Origin of the sequence: Pseudoalteromonas luteoviolacea NCIMB 1944, from assembly GCF_001625565.1 — a bacterium.
Taxonomy (GTDB): domain Bacteria; phylum Pseudomonadota; class Gammaproteobacteria; order Enterobacterales; family Alteromonadaceae; genus Pseudoalteromonas; species Pseudoalteromonas luteoviolacea_F.
On sequence record NZ_AUXS01000011.1, the window covers coordinates 143,660 to 161,898 of the forward strand.

Below are 18,239 nucleotides of genomic sequence, written 5' to 3' on the forward strand. Positions count from 1 at the left end.
GACTATTGGTGCCATTCTGGCATTAATGTTTTTAAAAAACCACTATTTTTAGTCATTAATAACAGGCGTACGATGTCCACATATTAATTTCCAGCGGAGCAACAAATGAAAAAGTTAGGTTTATCACTCAGTGCAGTGGCCCTTGCCCTCGTTTTAAGTGGTTGTGGCCAGTCTAATGCACAGCAAGGACAACAGCCGCCACCATTAACTATTGACGTTGCAAGCGTGCAGCTTGAGCAAGTTCAGTCTTGGCATACATTTACTACACGCCTCGAAGCCCCAGAACGTGTTTTGCTTAAACCTCGTGTATCCGGTCAGATTGAACGTATGGCATTTACCGAAGGTGAACGTGTCAACAAAGGGCAATTATTATTTAGCCTTGACCCGAGACCTTTTCAAGCACAAATTGACACTTTACAGGCACAGCTTGTAAGCGCTGAAGCAAGTTTAGAGCAAGCTCGCGGTGAAGCTGAGCGTGCAAATCGTTTGGTGGCACAAAATGCCATTTCTACAGAAGAAGCAGAGCAGCGTAGTGCGACACTTCGTAGCGCAATAGCCAACAAAAATGCCATCGAGGCACGTCTGCAAAATGCGCAGTTAGATTTGGAGTTTAGTCAAGTTTCTGCGCCAATCAGTGGCACTATTTCTCGCGCGGTAGCGACCAAGGGTAATTACGTTAAAGCGGGTGAGACGGAACTGACAACCATTGTTTCTGATGATGAAATTTACGCCTACTTTGATGTTGATGAGCGTACTTGGAGTCGCCAATTTGCTGATGTGTCTGTTGAAGATGAAATTTCAGTGCAATTGCAGCGCCTAGGTCAAGCAACGCAGGTATCAGGTAAGCTTGATTTTATCGACAACGAAATTAACCCAAATACCGGAACACTGCGCGTGCGTGCAGTATTTGATGCACAACAACATAATCTTAAGCCAGGTTCATTTGCGCGTGTATCAATCGGTGCACAAAATGCACAGCAAATGGCTATCGTCCCAGAACGCGCAATTGGCACAGATTTAAAAAACCGATTTGTATTAACCATTGATGAAAACAATGTATTGCAATATCGCTTGGTTGAGCTAGGTGAGCGTTATGGCGCATTCCGCGCAATTAAATCGGGCCTAGAAGCGGGCGATCGCATTGCGGTAAATGGTCCAGCGCGAGTGGGGCCGGGTATGCCAATTACACCAAATTCAGTCAGCTTAGCATTTGAAAATACTCAGTTTGTCTTAAAGCAGTCTGAATCAGCACCTGTTTTACTCAGTGCGGCAAACTAAGAGAGCGTTATGAAATTTTCCCACTTTTTTATAAACCGGCCTATTTTTGCGGCCATGCTGTCGATGATTTTTATCATCACAGGAGCTATTTCTCTGTTCCAGCTGCCGGTCAGTGAATATCCAGAAGTTGTACCACCAACTGTGGTTGTCAACGCAACATACCCTGGCGCAAACCCTAAGGTTATTGCGGAGACGGTGGCTACGCCCCTTGAACAGGAGCTAAATGGCCTTGAAAATATGTTGTATCACGGCTCGCAAGCAACCAGTGACGGTCGCTTAACGCTGACTGTAACCTTTGCACTGGGCACAGATCTTGACCAAGCGCAAGTACAGGTACAAAACCGTGTAAACAATGCGTTACCGCGATTGCCGCAAGAAGTACAGCGTTTGGGTGTAACTGCTCAAAAGTCGTCGCCTAACCTCGCATTGGTTGTACATTTAGTTTCGCCAAATGGCGAACAAGACACTGCTTACATGGCTAACTACGCCGATTTATATATCAAAGATGAATTAAAGCGCTTACCCGGTGTTGGTGACTTACAGCTATTTGGTGGTGCTAAGTATTCGATGCGTGTGTGGTTAAACCCAGATGCCCTTGCTGCACGTAACCTCACTGCTTCAGATGTGGTTAATGCGCTACGTACTCAAAACCAGCAGGTCGCTGCAGGCTCATTGGGTGCACAACCGACGCCTGAAGAAAACCAATTCCAGATCTTATTAAATGTAAAAGGTCGTTTAGGCAGCATTGAAGAATTTGAAAGTGTTGTAATTAAAGTGGGCGAGAATGGCGCACTAACTCGCTTAAAAGACATAGCGCGTGTTGAGCTTGGCCAAGAAAACTATGCACTGCGTGCCATGTTAGATAATCAGCCAGCATTGGCGATGCCGATTTTCCAACGCCCGGGTACCAATGCAATTGAATTGTCGGACGATGTGCGCGAGACCATGTCACGTCTTGAGAAAACGTTCCCAGCGGGTATGACATACGAAATTGCCTATGATCCAACTGTGTTTGTGCGTGGCTCAATTGATGCCGTTATCATGACGTTAATGGAAGCGATCCTACTGGTTGTTGTCGTGGTGGTGGTGTTTTTACAAACTTGGCGTGCGTCTATCATCCCTCTGATCGCCGTGCCAGTATCATTGATTGGTACGTTTGCTGTGATGCAAATGTTAGGTGTCTCTATCAATACCTTATCTTTATTCGGTTTGGTATTGGCAATCGGTATTGTTGTGGATGACGCCATTGTTGTGGTTGAAAACGTCGAACGTAATATTGCCGACGGTCACAGTCCATATGAGGCAACTAAAATTGCCATGACCGAAGTTACAGGCCCAATTATCGCCATCGCATTTGTATTGTGTGCGGTATTTATCCCAACAGCATTTATCACAGGCTTGTCTGGTCAGTTTTATAAGCAGTTTGCATTAACTATTACTATTTCAACGCTGATTTCAGCATTTAACTCACTGACGTTGTCGCCAGCGCTGTCAGCTATTTTGTTAAAGTCGCATGATGCACCAAAAGACCGACTAACCCGTATTTTGGACAAGCTATTTGGCGCGTGGTTATTCAAGCCGTTCAACCGTTTATTTGATAAAGGTGCAAAAGGTTATGAAGCCGTCGTTAAAAAGCTGATTCGTATGAGTGTGGTTGTGGGCGTGGTATATCTTGCATTGGTTGGCTCTACTATTGGTTTGTTCCAGTCGGTACCAGGTGGGTTTATTCCACAACAAGACAAGCAGTACCTCGTTGCCGTTGCGCAATTACCTGATGCTGCGAGCTTAGAGCGTACAGAAGAAGTCATTAAACAGATGCAAGAAATTGCACTTGAAGTACCGGGTGTTGCCCATACGGTTGCTTTCCCTGGTCTATCTGTGAATGGCTTTACCAATAGCACCAACAGCGGCATTGTGTTTACTCCTTTGGATGATTTTGCCGATAGAAATGACCCGAGTTTGTCAGCGCAGGCAATTGCGATGCAGCTTAATATGCGTTTTGCAGCCATTGATGAAGCCTTTGTGGCAGTATTTCCGCCGCCGCCAATTTTAGGCTTAGGCACAACGGGTGGTTTTAAACTGCAAATTCAAGACCGAGCAAACCAAGGGTTTGAAGCACTCTTTGCTGCGCTGCAAGCGACCATTGGTGCTGCTCAGCAAGACCCAGCACTAACCGGCCTTTACTCAAGCTTTAGAGTACAGGTACCGCAAATGGACATTAATATCGACCGTGAACAGGCGCTTATTCAAGGTATTCCATTACAGGAAGTATTTGATGCGCTGCAAGTTTACCTCGGTTCTGTATACGTTAACGATTTCAACTTGTTTGGCCGTACTTACCAAGTGAAAGCACAAGCTGACGCTGAGTTTAGAGCCAAGAAGGAGCAAATAAATAACCTTAAAGTACGTAACGCTGCTGGCAACATGGTACCTCTGGGTTCTGTTGTGACTGTAGAAGCGACGACCGGTCCAGATCGTGTGATGCACTACAATGGGTACGTGACAGCAGAGCTTAACGGTAGCCCAGCGCCGGGTTACAGCTCGGATCAGGCGCAACAAGCAATTGAAAAAGTGCTTGAAAAAACGCTGCCTGAGGGCATGGCTTTTGAGTGGACAGAAGTGACGTATCAGCAGATCTTGGCTGGTAATACTATGGTGTACGTATTCCCCTTGGTTGTGGTACTGGTATTTATGGTACTAGCGGCGCAGTACGAGAGTTTACGTTTGCCACTGGCAATCATCTTAATCGTACCTATGACAATATTCTCAGCGCTAGCAGGTGTATATATGCTAGGCGGTGACAACAACATATTCACGCAAATTGCATTGATTGTATTAGTTGCGCTGGCATCGAAAAACGCCATATTGATGGTGGAATTTGCCAGAGACAAACATGTTCAGGGCGCGACACACATAGAGGCAATTATTGAAGCATGTCGTTTAAGATTGCGTCCAATTTTGATGACATCTATCGCCTTTACCGCCGGTGTTATACCGTTAGTATTGGCATCTGGAGCGGGTGCAGAGATGCGTCAAGCCATGGGTAACGCGGTATTCTTCGGCATGATAGGTGTCACGGTGTTCGGCTTGCTATTTACCCCAGTGTTTTATCGTCTAGTAACGCCTAAGGAGCAATAAACATGCGAGCAATTAAACTGTCTATTATAAGTCTTGCTGTGGCCTCTGTGGTTGGGTGCACTAGCACATCGTATGAGCAAGATGTAGCGGCAAGTCAGCAGACGTTTAACACTAAAGTTGAAAACACGCAGGCACTGGCAGCAGTGACTATGTCTGATGAAGCCAACTGGTGGCAGCAATTAGATGACAATAATTTAAACCAATTGGTGGCTGACGTGATGTCAGCTAACCAAAACCTTAAGGCCTCTGCAGCGCGCTTGCGCGCTGCAATGGCGGGGCTAAATGAAGCACAGCGTGCACGTTTACCGCAAGGTAATGTGAATATTACCGCGCAAAGGGGCACGACTTTACTTCCAAACGGTACGCAAAGTAGCGTTACTGAGTCACTAAACGGTGGTGGCGCGCTGACATGGGATGTTGATTTATCTGGACGCATTGCGAAGCTTGCCAACGCGGCGTCAGCGGCAGCCGAATCACAGCAAGGGCAATACCAAGCCTTAGCGGGCGAGTTAGTGACAACCAGTATTCAAAGTTATTTACAATGGCAAGCGCTGCAACAGACTCAGCAGTTAACTGAAGCACAGCTAAAAGCGCTGGAAGAGTCCATAGCGATCATTGAGATCCGTGTTAAAGAAGGCGTAGCCACTGAGCTTGAGCTTAATCGTACCAAGTCACAATATTTTGAACATAAGCAGCGGCTACCACAAATAGCGACTGAGCTTGCACAAGTTGAGCAAACGCTGGCTGTATTGACCAACAAATCGACAGATAATCTAGGCCTACTTGCGCTTAATAAGTCGCGCTACGAACAGCTTGCGATTACCGTGAATTTGAGCTCGGCCTCAGATGCCTTATTACAACGCGGTGACGTGCAAAGTGCCATTGCAACGTTAAAGCAACAAAGTTACTTGTCGCAAAGTGCTGAGCGTGCCTTATACCCAGATATTAGTTTTTCGGCGTTTGCGGGAGTATTGAACCCAACGGCTATAAACTTTAGTGATACCCAGTCAAACTGGCAGGTATCACCTACCCTGAGTTGGTCGCTGTTTAGCTATCCACAACTGCTGGCTCAGCTGGATAGACAAGAGGCGATCACACAGGCCAGCTATTATGACTATCGCCAAAAGCTTACCAATGTACTTGCGCAAGCTGAGTATTCACTCCGGGCTTTATCTCAAGCAAAAGTGCAGCTAAATTATGCACATGAGCAAGTTATAGCGGCAGAAAATGCGTATTTGCAAGCAACAGCGGGATATAAAGAGGGACAATTGGGTTATCTTGAGTTGTTGGATGCGCGGCAAGATGTTTTAATAGCGCAACAATCGCAAATGGCCATGAGAAATATGCTACTAAGTTCGTCGGTAAGTGTATATGGTGAATTAAACGGGCAATGGTCTAAGGCTTTAGTTGCGAGCATTTAATGCTCGCAAACGCGCCACTTTTGGAGAAACAAGTAACTATGTCTACCGAACAAACTAAGATGAAGGCCTTGGAGCTACGCTCGCATGGGCTTGACTTTGATTTAGTCATGAGCGAGCAGGCGATGCCAGAACCAAGTAGCAATGAGCTGCTGGTAGCCATTGAATATGTGGCACTCAATCACTTAGATGCGAGAATGGCAAGGGATGGGTTTAGCCAATGGGAATACCCGCATATTTTGGGCCTTGACGCTGTTGGCACTGTGGTCAAAGCAGGTAAGGGGGTGTTTCCTAAAGCAGGGGCGCGGGTTTTATTTAATGCAAATTTAGCCCAAAAAGGAATGTTAAAAGAGTTTGCCGTAGTGCCAAACCATGCAGTGTCTGAATTACCTACGGATATCAGCCCTGAGGTGGCGGTTATCTTACCTAATGCAGGTATGGCTGCGTTGCTTGCGATTGAAAAGTTAAAGCTTACAGAGGGCGACTCTTTGGCAATTAACAGTGCACAAGGGGCGGTGGCGCACTTTGCAATTCAGTACGCAAAGCAAAAAGGCGCACAAGTATTTGCTTTTGCACAAAAGGAACATCACAAAAGGCTGCGTAAGCTCGGTGCAGATTTTGCCTTCGACTGTGAATCAGACAGCGTTTGTGATCAAATCAAACGTGAAATAGGTCCTGAAGGATTCGATTGTATTTTAAATACATCAGGTGGAGATTCTTTTATCGAAGACCTGAGACATTTGCGTTTTTGTGGTCGTATTGCCTGTTTAAATGGTTTTGGTCATATCCCGGAAGAGTTGCTGTTTGAAAAAGCGCCAAATATTGGAGTGGTGTCAATTGGCGGTGCTTGGTTGGCAAACAACTTATGTGCACAACAGCACTTATGCTTTATGGGCCAAAAGTTACTAGCGGATGTGAAGTCAGGGCAGCTTAAAGTGCCTGATATCGAGCTCATAGAGTTTAGTGCTCAAGCCGTAAAAGATACTTTGTCGTGTTTGCTTACTTCTTCGTGTCAAAAGCGGCCAGTGATAAAAATAGAACACGCATAAAAAAAGCCACAACCTAGGTTGTGGCTTTTTCGTTTAGAACTTTGCTGAGTACGATAAAGATAAAAAGTCCAGCCCTGGGTTGGGGCTTTTAAACCCCGCGTTAGAATAATGAATATATCGCATCGCGATATTGGCATCTCCTAAGTCATAAACAAATCCAAGCCTGTCTTCAAATTGATAGTGAGTGCTGACGTTCTTACCTGCAAACTGCGTATCTTCTAATAACGCTACGCCAATGCCAAATTCAATGGATAAAGGCTTGTTGTAGACGGTAGTGATAGGGTATTGGATCACAGGGGAGACGGCCAATACAAAATTTTGATCATACTTGCCGCTGTCGCCAAACCGCCAAAAGTTAACGCTTGATTCAAAATACATATTAACTAGGTGCCAGTTTTCTGGTAGCCAGTCATTGGTATGATATTGATATGCAAGCTTAACACCTCGAACATCACCCTCACCATGAATGTAATGTATGCCATAACCGTGGGATGTACCGGCCATTGCCGAAGTCGACAAGGCTAAAGAAAAAAGAAGGCTAGGTATGTGTTTCATAGAGTACTTCTCGATAACCATTTTGATGTATTTTGCGCGTTCTTTTTGTGTCTAAATAGAAGTGTTAAAGCACCTTATTGGTGCTTTATTGGCATCATTTTGATAGTCGTTTGTTTTTATTTGATATTTTCAATTTGTGCCGTTATGGCATCAATCATTTGAGGTTTTGTTGACATATTTATCGGTAAAGGAGGTGTACAATTAGCTTAATCGCACCTTAACGACGAAAGAGAACATCATGACTAACAACTTGTTAAAAGCACTTACTTTCTTAGTTGGACTGGCAATGAGTTTGAGCTTTTCAGCGCATAGCCAGCAAAGTGTCACGTCGTACACGCAGCTTGATACTTTGGCCCATGACTTGAGTTTGCAATTTAAGGATGCGACACAACAATTGGCTGCACTACCCGACGTAGAGCGAGATCAAAGGGCGAAACAACTGGTTAATGCACAGCTTGTTCCTCATCTCGACTTAGAGTTTTCGTCCTTAAAGCTACTTGGCAAACATGTTCGGGGGCTAGATAGACAGCAAACCGCAGAATTCACCAAGTTGATAGAGTCTCAGTTAGTAAACATGTATGCGCAGGTGCTTATTGACTATAAAGGGGCTGATGTAGCGTTAAAGACTTTGCAAACCAATCAGGGTCGCAAGTTTGCCGAAGCAGCGATTGAAATAGAGAAAGCCAATAGCGAACGTTCGCAATTGATTTTTAAATTTAAGCAAGATACACAAGGTCAATGGCGAGTTTATGATGTGGTTTCTCGACATGTATCGCAGTTGAGTGTAAAACGTCAAAGTTTAGTATTAAAAATCAGCAAAATTGGCTTTGAACAACTAAATCATGAACTTAGACAGTCACAAAGAAATGAAATTTAGTTGGTTGTTTTTAAAAGGATACTAAAAAACTTACACCAATTTAGTATTCAGTGTACGCGATAAATATTATGAAAACGTCCTTACAATCGCTTGATTTAAACACTGTCATATTAAGCTTAGGTCAAATAGCTCTAAACGGAATAAGTATAGAAAAGTAGTGTTAAAGCCATTTTTTATACGAATGCAATGCTTTTTGCTTAGAGCTGGCTAAAGATATACTCAAGTTTTTGCACCTTGAAATATAACCCTCTAACTGGTTTCAAAATCAACCTACTGAGTACCACTTAATTGCGATTAGGTGGTGCTTTTCATCTCTACCTTTCACTCATTTTTCATTCCGTTACCAGTTTAGAATCAAACAAGTATGGGGAGTTCGTATTTCGACATGTGAAAATGTGTGGGATAGACCACGCAATACAACTTCAAGCCCGAACTGAAGTCGCAATTGAAACAGCATGATTGAATTTACTAAGTGGGGGTTTTAGACCTTTGGTTGGTGAATTTAAAAAGAAAAAACGCTGAACACGCATAAAACAGTCATAAAATTAAAGGAAATACTGATTATTTTTCCTATGCAAAATTGTTATTTTATCAATTTAATCGATAGGCTATATACATGACGCATAAGAGTATTAAATTTTAGACGTACTTACTTCTCATAGCGCCCTCTAGATTAATTGGTTTGATAATTAAAAGTACTTCAGTTGGTTGGGTAAGAACACTAAAAGTGGTTTCGAGTTAGCGCCTTGATTATAAGAAACACTCGGTCATGTTTGAGGGTTTATGCTGCTAACCATAACTAATTAAGAATAGGTCACGAAGAGGCTAAGTCTATGGGGGTAATTCACATATAAATTAAAGTCGGTATCTTTTATATTTAATTTAATTTATTATCATGGCGTTTAATGCTAACTTTACTAATTTTAAAGTCATTAATTTGTAATTTTTGTAGGGAAATTAAGTTGTTTTATTGGAGAAATTTATGAAAAAAATGCTTTGTTTGAGTTTGTTTATTTTACCCCTCTATAGTGGTGCAGGAGAACTGGTTCGGAATGCCGTAATTACTGAGGTTGCTAGTTCTAGTGGCAATAAAGATGTTTTTTATGTGAAGCTAAGTGGAGGCACAGGCCCATGCGCCAATGGATCTGTTGAGTTTCCCGCAAATAAGTCGCAGTCAGAGCAATCCTATAATCAAGCTTTTTCAATTGCACTCGCAGCGTCAATGAGTGGCAAAAAAGTTAGAATACACAATTACTCGAACAATGAATGTGGCCAAGCAAACTTTATTGGTATTTTTACAGACTAATAAGTTGATTTAAAAGTAAAAGAGAAGGTGGCGACCGGATAAGTTTTTACTTGATAGTGAAAATTACTTCAAACTGAAGATACGCCAACCTATTCAGTTTAAATCTGAAAAGTTCATTTTGTAACCAAATTACCTTGTGGGAATTGAACATGATTTATATTCAATCCCCTTTACCCCACTATGACAACTTGATGTCAGGCCGTATTGGGTAAATGTGTTCGGATTAGACTATTTTCATACTTTTCTTATTTTTTCATACACGGCACACATACTTACTAGCTAAGATTTTCAATAGTTCCTAGTTGGTGCGCATGCTTTATTTATGTTGGTACATAATCATAGTTAATTAATCTAAATGCTCGATATGGCTAGTTACTATTCTATTATCTGTGTCTGCTGAACTAATTTAGGTCGACAAAATCTTTCACCTATCATGCATTTATTCCACTACCGTTAATTTTAATGTCGTTTTAATAAACTTTATTGTGCACCAAATAATCTTGAACGCTTTTCCCAGACTGAGCAACCAGCTTGCCCAACAAGTGTCATGACTGCAACTCTTGTCGCAAATAACAAGGTTCTATCTTTTAGTTTTATAGTAGTGCTTACAGATACAGGGCTGGTTACGAGATGAATTTAATTGCTAATATCGAAATAAAAAAGTAAAGTTGGCATGGTTTTAGGCACGCTAAAATATGTCGATTAGTAAGGTTTTTGGCCGCTGTCGCGCATATTCAGCCGCTTGTGAGGAGTAATACATATGGCTCGAAAAATAGACTTTTCTACCTATTCTCTTAATGATTTGTATCTGTCTGCTCGGGCAATTGATCGCGATAAGTACCCTGAAAGGGCAAAGGAAATCGATAGGTTGATTGCTGAAAAAGAAGAGTCGAATCCAGATGCACACATGAAAAAAATCTCATTTAGTACCTATCATAACAATGCGATATACAACATGATTATGTTTGTGTTTTTTGTCTTAATTCCAGCTATTTTTACATCAGTATTCTTATTTAATGGGTCAATGAGCCTCATATTTGCGCCAATTTTCACAATAGTTTATGGGTTTACCTTCTTTAAATTTTGTCGTTTGGACGTGCCTGATGCGGTGTATGATGATGGAGATGCTTTATTGTTCATAAACAATAATAAACAGCGACGGGTAGAACTAAAAGAGATAGTCAAAGTGAGGCATGAAATGTGGTTTAGGCACTTGATACGACTTGAAGTACGTGCTGAAGGAGCATCCGAATCAGAGTGCCTGTTTATGCCAGATACGAATTCCAAGCTTTTTTCTGTCAACCCTATAGTCTGTGAACTAAATAAAAGAGCAAATGCAGCTAGACGCGCTAAACAATCAGAATGTAAGAGGCAACGCTGATTTTTATCGTTCTTCAGCATGCTCCCTATACAGTTGGCTTATTGATTTAACCTGACGTACAAACATCAAGTTTTTAGACACTCTGAGGTTCTTACTTCACGTTCAGTTTTCCAATTGGAGCATGTGATAATTTCGATTCCTCCCAATGTTTGTAGAAAAACGCAGTATATGATCTCTATCCTTTGATAGCTGATAAGTCCAACTGTTGGGTGAGGGAACGCGCATGCACCATAAATAGCTGAACGGGAGATGTCCCTCGGTTTTGAACCAACGTAAATCATGTTATTGGCGGGGAGTTTGGACATTGAACATTCAAAATTAAACTATTAAGTTACTAAAATTATTAAATAAAGTTGACTTTGTTAGCGGCGGATGTCTCATCTGAATAAAGGAGACATCCAAAAATTCACGCTAGTGTACAGCTATGAACTAAGAACTATAGGAGTAAAAATTTGAAAACAAGACAATGCTCAAGGCTAATGATAGTGAATGAACAAGATGAATTGTTGTTGTTTCAATATAAGGACGAACATAAGAGCGAACCATTTTGGGCCACAGCAGGTGGAGAACTAAAAGAAAGTGAATCTTATTTAGGCGCAGCCAAAAGAGAACTGTATGAAGAAACCGGATTAACAAATGACATCGGTGAATTACTTTTGGAGCGGGAAGATATTTTTGCTGTAGCGAGATCTACCCCTGCAATATGGCAAGAAAAGTACTATTTAGTTAGGTGTGCTACTAACAGTAAGGTGTTTGCCGCCCAGTGGACTGAAGAAGAAAAGTCCACAATCCAAAAATGGAAATGGTGGTCACGAGAAGAGATGGAACAAGAAGGTATTGACGCTTTCAAGCCTGACTGTCTACCGGCATTATTTGATACTATTTTAAACAGCAAATTGAGTGAGTAATAGACTGTTTAATAAGATAAAATTCAGATGAGCTTATATAATCTCGAGGAATTTAAGTGAAATTAAAGGTAATATTTCTGTTCATGCTACAAATTACCTCGAATTCGCTGAGTGCAGAGTCTGTTTCTGAAAAGTTCTCTATTGAGTCAGAAGAAATGAGAGTTATAGAGTTTGAGCTTGGTTATTCAGAGCTAACTGCAAAAAATCAATTGAAACTGGATGAGCATGTAAAGTTCTTAAAGAAATTTCCTTCAGTAGTTTTGCATATTAAAGGGGGGGGCAAGTGAGGCTGAGCCCAGTGGAGGGAGTTCAATTTCTTTAGCCGCTGATAGGGCTACTGCCGTATCAAATTACCTAATTGAAAACGGTGTTTTACACTCACAGTTAGTTTTCTGCGCTTCAGTAAATGAGTTTAATTTCATACATGCTGTTTCTTTCCAAGCAGAATCTAAACGTCTATTAGCAAGGCTTAATGTGAATAAATACAAGGGGGAGTATAGCCGGTGTCTAACAATAAAAAAATGACAGATGAAGAGTTTTCTAAAATGATTAGCTTGTTGGCTAAGTTCGCAAATACCGAAATGGATCAGTTTGCGGTTTGGAAGTTTAAAAGCGAATTTGGAGACGTGTTTATCAATATTTCTCTCCATGCTCACTTCGATAATTCGATGTATAATGATGTGACAAATGCAATTAAAAAGTATTATTGGTAAACTTGGCATAACAGGCTTTTCAGGTAGCTCCCCAAAGTATGTCGCTCCTATTCTATTCCGAAAATATAACTCAAATAAAAATGGCAAACCTAACATTTACTACTCATAGGGTGACCTTTTTTAAGGGAGCTATATAGCTAGTGGTTATGGTAGTTGTAACAATGACTCTTTGCCAAATTAGTACCGATATAGTTAATATAGAAAAAGAATGGAAAGAAGTGACGGTGCTATCAAGGAATTTAACTTAAACTATTTACAGTTTGGTTTATTCATTTGTCATTTTATATTTTTTTGTTATAAAAGAGTCTTTGATGTGGAGTTAAATATACGGTTTCCCGCACATTCTTTTGACTAAATCTTTTTGTTGAGTAAAAAATATATCAATCGGACCAAAAGTGGACGCAAAACAGACGGATTGTGCTCTTTTAGCCAGCTAATCTTCGCCGTTGAATAAAGGTATTAACTCCTTGAGGGATATTGAACATTGAAATACGTTAGAATGGTTTTTGAAATTTGGGGTTATGTTTCTGCAATAATCGTATTTGGCTTTGCTATATCTGTTTTTTGGCACTTTGAAAAACCAGAGAAGATTGACAAAGCGACCTTTGCCGAAGTAAGAGTATCCCTCAACTGGTCAAATTTGGGAGAAGACAGCTTCGAAAGAGTTTTACATAGTTACGAAAGCCCTACGCTCAGTATAGATGGTGATTTCGCAAAAGCATATGCCATTAAACTGTCTAAAATACCAACGGGAATAATTGACGGAGCCTTTACTAGTTGGAAAGAGCTCCCCTTGAATAGTGAAATACTTAATAATGCTCTGGAATTGGCTATGGCAGCAGGCAACCCAAATGTCAAAAACTGGCTACCCAAAAAAGGTGAACTCATTTCACCTCGGTATTTGGTTAATTTTAATCGATTGACTTATTATGGCCATTACACTGAATACGTAAGTGCCTTTATAATCGATAGGCAAGATAAAATTCTATATCACCTTGAACACAAGATATAGGGCCTGGAACCTGCTCACGCTAGCGCTCTTCATGGATATGGAACGCTTTTAACTGCTTATATCGACTTTGTTGAACATTACAGACGTATAATTAGTCTATTATAGATGGCTATATAGTTTGCCTTGCTTTCACTTTTGAATTTTTAGTCGGGTTTATTACGCTCTATATTGAAGTTCTAGTACTTTGATAGGATGGTGAAATACCTATTCTTGTATTATTTCTTGATTATATTTTATTACCATATCCAAATGAATTTTATTACACCGACGTACGAAAAAGCTTAAATGTATTGATTCTGAGCTATTTCGAGTTTCCAACATCCCGGAAGAATTCGAAAAGCTAACGTACGCATACATATAATTAAATCGAACAAAAAGGCACAAATCGGCTGTCTCGATATTAGTATAGAACAACAAAAGCACAGGCCAATACTGGTTGCACCAACACAAGCCGCGTTAAGACGTTTTTGTAGCAAAGAAGACAAACAGTAGCATATTGCTAGGCAACCAGTTACGACTACTCACAGTTTCTCACATAAAAAGCATTTATAGTTTCATTGACTTTACTTGCAAAGGAAACAGCTCGTCATGGAAAAGTATAATTATTGGGTATTATCAGCCGCCTTTATTTTTGCCACTTTATTATCTGCTTGTAACAATAATCGCGGGCAAAACGACCTTCAATATACAACGCATACCTTTGATTCACTCAATCACCATCTGGTTGGTCGCCTTTATAAACCAAAACATCATACCGCATCTGATCCTATCGTCATTTTTGTTCACGGTGATGGTGCAATGGACAGTACTGCGAAAAGTTTCTATATCCCCATTATTGAGTCATTGGCTGCAAAAAATATTGCTACGTTTTCGTGGGACAAACCAGGGATTGGCAAATCACAAGGCAATTGGTTGTCACAATCCATGAAAGATAGGGCTACCGAAGTACGAGATGCGATTCAATATCTCCGAGTTGCAGGTTACCAACAAAATCAGATTGGGTTACTTGGTTTTAGCCAAGCAAGTTGGGTATTCGCAAATTTGCACAGTGAATCGCAAATCAACTTTATGGTGCTTGTTGGCGGTGCTGCTAACTGGTTGTCTCAGAGCCAATACAGTATGTGGATCCGTTTGGTGGACGAAGGAAAAATTAGTGTAGATGACGCAGCTGCGTTGGAGCGTATTAATCTGCTAAGCGCGGCAGAGTATCAGCTTATAAAAGCAGGGTATGACCACTACTTGTCAGCCGCTTTACATCAGGACCCTTATATGCCAGAGCCGATAAAAGACGAAGCGAGATTTAACTTTGTTAGAAAAAACATTGATGCAGATGTCTTTGAAGGCTTTAGTAAACTTAATTTTCCCATGTTAGCCATATATGGCGATAGTGATGTGCATGTCGACATTGAACATAGCCAAGTTGAATTTGCACACGCTTTTGCAAGCTCAACGCAACCCTATGCCAGCCTAGAGCAGGTCACAATTCATAATGCCACGCACGGCTTGATGAAACCAGATTTACCACTAGATGCGCTGTTTTCTATAAAAAAGGAACACTTCTCGCCTAGTGCAATAGAAACAATGGTCGATTGGATTGATTTACAAAGAGATACCAGCGAGAAATAACAGTTGCTGACATAATACAGTTGAAAGCTTGATAATTGCCAAGGATAAGAGCTCTTCATATTCGGCCTGAGGCTTTGTTAGCTGTCTTGTGTCTGGCGCTGTTTCACTCCTAGATATAAGTAAGCACCCTAATATAGTGAAAAGGTGAAGCACTTCAGCTTTATCCTCTAAACTTAATATAATAAAGAGAAGTGCCAAGTTTACATGAACATATGGCTTAATTTGAAGATTGTTGTTATAACAAGTCAATGCAGTACAGGGGCCATCAACCGCTTGCTCTGTCGCACTTCGCTTTACAATTTTAACAACAAGCAATTATCAGCTCTGAATGGAACTGATAAGCATATTCAGAGGATCAGTTGACGTTTATATCTGTTATTTTTACATTGGTAATTGCTTAGCTACTATACAAATTAATGTTTAGGAATAAACAAGACTTGATAGAGTGGCCTTTTCATTTATCAGGCCAACGAGAGTGAGTGTCTACAGAAATGCGTTTCGGCAAAACATGTGTTCACAAAATAAATTAATTATTTTAGTGCTGCTGTCAGCAGGTGCAGGGTATTTTTTTATAACTGGCTAATTTAATCTCGTATGCTGAGCAGCTTGGTTAGGTTGTGGGCGAAAAGTAGCAAGCCTACGTATCTTCTATGCTAGTTTAATTATGGTACCTTCTAAATTTATCAAATGGTTAGTTTTTTGAGGAGTTCAAATGGGTAATTACGATAAAAATAATCAAACTCAAAAGAATCCAGTAGTATTTGGCCTTGGTATAGGGGTTGCTATTGGTTCAGGGATAGGTGTAGCTCTTGGAAATTTAGCGCTAGGTGTTGGAGTTGGTATTGCGATTGGTGCCGCTTTGGCCATAGAACAAAAGAAAAAACAGGGAAAAGGTAACGATGAATAGGCGAGCAATCAGTAGATAACAAGACCAATACATAAAAGGACGCAACATCGCCGAAAGTGCTGCTTCGTCGCTACGTTTAGCCAAGCCTTTTTCACCTATAAAGCGGGTGTTCTATTTCAAATTAACCATTTGAAACTACTTCAAGGAGATTTTATGTGGGATGAACGTTACGACACAGATGAATATGCATATGGTATTGAGCCGAATAACTTCTTAAGGGAGCAATTCAAGATGCTTCCAAAAGGAAGAATTTTGAGTCTGGCAGAGGGAGAAGGACGAAATGCGATATTTCTAGCAAAACAAGGCTACTGTGTTACAGCTGTAGATAGCTCCACCGTTGGTTTGGAGAAAGCCAAAAAACTCGCGAAAGCAAATAATGTATCAATTGAATGTATCCATGCAGACCTTAGTGAATTTAATTTCGGAGAAGACTGTTGGGATGGCATTATTTCGATATTCTGCCCACTACCTTCAAAGCTTCGTGAATTAGTGCACTTTAAAGTTGAGTCAGGCTTGCGGCTCGGCGGCGTTTTTCTTACTGAATCGTATACACCTAATCAGCTCCAATATGGCACTGGTGGCGGTGATTGTATAGATACTATGCAGACGAAAGAATCGCTGACCAAAGAATTTAAGCGGCTAAAGTTCAGTCACCTTATCGAAACTGAAAGAGATGTCATTGAAGGTACTTTCCACACTGGTCTTGCCTCAGTAGTTCAAGCAATAGGAAATAAATGTATATAACATGCCCACGCTTGGTTACTTTCAGGTGGCCCTCCGCTTCTGGTGGACGGTTGAAGACAATTTGTTAGGCTTGCAATGAGATATGACTGACTCCGACGTGATAGAGAATTTCAAAGAAGTTTGTAGACAAGAATTTAAAGGGGTTGCCAATCGAATTAGCTTGAAGGAAGTTGTATCACCCAAACGTAAAAATGACAACCTTAGCTTTTTACACAGCTCAGTGACAAAAAAAGATGGCTTCCCTTTAAAATATACAAAAGGAAAATCGCGAACAGTAAAGTGCGCAAACTTAACAAGCACATTAGTAAATGTTTATCTGAAGCATAGTCGCATTCATTATCGCTAAATTTTGTAAACTTAAGCTACCCATTATGCGGGTGTTATATACCCAAGAGTAATCATTGAATTTAGTGCCTAAGAGTTTGAAGTAAGCTTTTAAAGCTCAACGTCAAGAATGCGCGCAGGGCGGGGTTATTGGCTTTCAACTAAGGGGGAGTTATCGGCCCTAAAAATGATTTGCACGAAAGTTATGATTTAATGCAAGTAACCACCAGATTGAATTACGGTCAAAACTATTTTGAGCCCGCAGGTAGGTTAGTGTATAACAACTTAATTAAAAAATGGACGAACAAAGCTTGGCTTAGTTTGTGTGCTACCTATTTTAGCCAAGTTTGATTAGCGATACATGCGGGCATTAGGGTTACTATTCAAATGAGAGTTTTGCTTTTAATTCTTTCCATAATTGTCTCATTCAAGATAAACGCAAGTAATAATGAGCGCCTTACCTTTAGTGAATGTAGGTTTTCCATCGTAATAAGCGATGATTGGCATCTAGTGTCGAATCCTTCTAAGAAAAATAAATGCCAGCTAGAAATTCAAAACCCTAAAATAAATGGGAGTTTAACAGTGGCACTTGGATACGATGAATTTCTGAAAGTTGCTAGCGAAAATGGGTTCGATTACTTCAATAATTCATGGGTTTCATTGGGAAGACAAAGTACCTTTGATAAAGCTACGTTCATAAGGTTTACCCATTGGGAAGGTCTGAAAGGAACAATGGCGATTGGGTGTCATAACGAAACCGGCGGTTATGTAGGAATGTGTCCTTACGAGACGGCAGTTCTTCGAGAGTCAGATACGCCTGATGGCGCGGTCTTGATAATTAAAGGCAGGGCTGAAGAGTCGAGATACCTTGAAGAAATTTATAAAACATTAGCTCCAGAGTATTAGTAGATAAAATAGATTCAGCTAAATTTTGCTTCTTATCGCGGCGTTAAATTTGGAAGGATACACTTGAAGGTTTTTTATGTCAGATAAGTAAAAGTCA

16 protein-coding genes are annotated in these 18,239 nt (G+C 40.8%); 15 read left to right on the forward strand and 1 reads right to left on the reverse strand.

The features are described 5' to 3' along the window. Positions 1–105 precede the first annotated feature (105 nt). Genes N483_RS00985 through N483_RS01000 form a run of 4 tightly spaced genes read left to right on the forward strand, consistent with a single transcriptional unit; the run spans position 106 to position 6,883 of the window. Positions 106–1,278 carry an efflux RND transporter periplasmic adaptor subunit gene (locus N483_RS00985; protein ID WP_023398089.1) on the forward strand — a complete coding sequence of 391 codons (1,173 nt, stop codon included), beginning with the start codon at positions 106–108 and terminating at the stop codon, positions 1,276–1,278. Between the two features lie 9 nt (positions 1,279–1,287). Then, positions 1,288–4,416 (forward strand): efflux RND transporter permease subunit, encoded by a 3,129-nt coding sequence (locus N483_RS00990; protein ID WP_023398088.1) that lies wholly within the window; start codon positions 1,288–1,290, stop codon positions 4,414–4,416. Positions 4,417–4,418: 2 nt separating this feature from the next. Further along, entirely contained in the window at positions 4,419–5,837 is a 1,419-nt protein-coding gene (locus N483_RS00995) for a TolC family protein (RefSeq protein WP_023398087.1), read from the forward strand. Positions 5,838–5,875: 38 nt separating this feature from the next. Further along, positions 5,876–6,883 (forward strand): zinc-binding dehydrogenase, encoded by a 1,008-nt coding sequence (locus N483_RS01000; protein ID WP_036975295.1) that lies wholly within the window; start codon positions 5,876–5,878, stop codon positions 6,881–6,883. Positions 6,884–6,916: 33 nt separating this feature from the next. Here the strand turns inward: N483_RS01000 and N483_RS01005 are convergent, their stop codons facing one another. Further along, positions 6,917–7,438, reverse strand: coding sequence for an acyloxyacyl hydrolase (locus tag N483_RS01005; protein WP_023398085.1), 522 nt, complete (start codon positions 7,436–7,438; stop codon positions 6,917–6,919). Positions 7,439–7,676: 238 nt separating this feature from the next. Between N483_RS01005 and N483_RS01010 the strand changes: the two genes are divergently transcribed. From N483_RS01010 to N483_RS01070, 11 genes are all read left to right on the forward strand, one after another. Then, entirely contained in the window at positions 7,677–8,315 is a 639-nt protein-coding gene (locus N483_RS01010) for an ABC transporter substrate-binding protein (protein ID WP_023398084.1), read from the forward strand. A 982-nt stretch (positions 8,316–9,297) separates the two neighbouring features. Next, entirely contained in the window at positions 9,298–9,621 is a 324-nt protein-coding gene (locus N483_RS01015; RefSeq protein WP_023398083.1) for a DUF5992 family protein, read from the forward strand. A 760-nt stretch (positions 9,622–10,381) separates the two neighbouring features. Beyond that, positions 10,382–11,002, forward strand: coding sequence for a hypothetical protein (locus N483_RS27415; protein ID WP_023398082.1), 621 nt, complete (start codon positions 10,382–10,384; stop codon positions 11,000–11,002). Positions 11,003–11,454: 452 nt separating this feature from the next. Next, positions 11,455–11,910 carry an NUDIX hydrolase gene (locus tag N483_RS01025; protein WP_036975171.1) on the forward strand — a complete coding sequence of 152 codons (456 nt, stop codon included), beginning with the start codon at positions 11,455–11,457 and terminating at the stop codon, positions 11,908–11,910. 56 nt (positions 11,911–11,966) lie between these two features. Continuing rightward, positions 11,967–12,197 (forward strand): hypothetical protein, encoded by a 231-nt coding sequence (locus N483_RS01030; protein WP_023398080.1) that lies wholly within the window; start codon positions 11,967–11,969, stop codon positions 12,195–12,197. A gap of 216 nt (positions 12,198–12,413) precedes the next feature. Next, positions 12,414–12,623, forward strand: a complete 210-nt coding sequence (locus N483_RS01035; RefSeq protein ID WP_023398079.1) for a hypothetical protein — start codon at positions 12,414–12,416, stop codon at positions 12,621–12,623. A 484-nt stretch (positions 12,624–13,107) separates the two neighbouring features. Continuing rightward, positions 13,108–13,635, forward strand: coding sequence for a hypothetical protein (locus N483_RS01040; RefSeq protein WP_155250721.1), 528 nt, complete (start codon positions 13,108–13,110; stop codon positions 13,633–13,635). A 588-nt stretch (positions 13,636–14,223) separates the two neighbouring features. Beyond that, complete coding sequence (locus N483_RS01045) at positions 14,224–15,261, forward strand: alpha/beta hydrolase family protein (protein WP_023398077.1); 1,038 nt, start codon at positions 14,224–14,226, stop codon at positions 15,259–15,261. 712 nt (positions 15,262–15,973) lie between these two features. Beyond that, a complete protein-coding gene (locus N483_RS01055) occupies positions 15,974–16,168 on the forward strand; it encodes a hypothetical protein (protein ID WP_023398075.1) in 195 nt (64 codons plus the stop codon). Between the two features lie 153 nt (positions 16,169–16,321). Next, on the forward strand, positions 16,322–16,912 hold the full coding sequence (locus N483_RS01060; RefSeq protein WP_023398074.1) for a class I SAM-dependent methyltransferase: 591 nt from the start codon (positions 16,322–16,324) through the stop codon (positions 16,910–16,912). Positions 16,913–17,623: 711 nt separating this feature from the next. Beyond that, positions 17,624–18,142, forward strand: a complete 519-nt coding sequence (locus tag N483_RS01070; RefSeq protein ID WP_036975166.1) for a hypothetical protein — start codon at positions 17,624–17,626, stop codon at positions 18,140–18,142. The last annotated feature ends 97 nt before the right edge of the window (positions 18,143–18,239 follow it).

What these genes read in the sequence shown, in the direction of transcription:
- N483_RS00985 (WP_023398089.1), top strand. Translation starts at nt 106, where the DNA reads ATGAAAAAGTTAGGTTTATCACTCAGTGCAGTGGCCCTTGCCCTCGTT.
- N483_RS00990 (WP_023398088.1), top strand. Translation starts at nt 1,288, where the DNA reads ATGAAATTTTCCCACTTTTTTATAAACCGGCCTATTTTTGCGGCCATG.
- N483_RS00995 (WP_023398087.1), top strand. Translation starts at nt 4,419, where the DNA reads ATGCGAGCAATTAAACTGTCTATTATAAGTCTTGCTGTGGCCTCTGTG.
- N483_RS01000 (WP_036975295.1), top strand. Translation starts at nt 5,876, where the DNA reads ATGTCTACCGAACAAACTAAGATGAAGGCCTTGGAGCTACGCTCGCAT.
- N483_RS01005 (WP_023398085.1), bottom strand. Translation starts at nt 7,438, where the DNA reads ATGAAACACATACCTAGCCTTCTTTTTTCTTTAGCCTTGTCGACTTCG.
- N483_RS01010 (WP_023398084.1), top strand. Translation starts at nt 7,677, where the DNA reads ATGACTAACAACTTGTTAAAAGCACTTACTTTCTTAGTTGGACTGGCA.
- N483_RS01015 (WP_023398083.1), top strand. Translation starts at nt 9,298, where the DNA reads ATGAAAAAAATGCTTTGTTTGAGTTTGTTTATTTTACCCCTCTATAGT.
- N483_RS27415 (WP_023398082.1), top strand. Translation starts at nt 10,382, where the DNA reads ATGGCTCGAAAAATAGACTTTTCTACCTATTCTCTTAATGATTTGTAT.
- N483_RS01045 (WP_023398077.1), top strand. Translation starts at nt 14,224, where the DNA reads ATGGAAAAGTATAATTATTGGGTATTATCAGCCGCCTTTATTTTTGCC.
- N483_RS01055 (WP_023398075.1), top strand. Translation starts at nt 15,974, where the DNA reads ATGGGTAATTACGATAAAAATAATCAAACTCAAAAGAATCCAGTAGTA.
- N483_RS01060 (WP_023398074.1), top strand. Translation starts at nt 16,322, where the DNA reads ATGTGGGATGAACGTTACGACACAGATGAATATGCATATGGTATTGAG.
- N483_RS01070 (WP_036975166.1), top strand. Translation starts at nt 17,624, where the DNA reads ATGAGAGTTTTGCTTTTAATTCTTTCCATAATTGTCTCATTCAAGATA.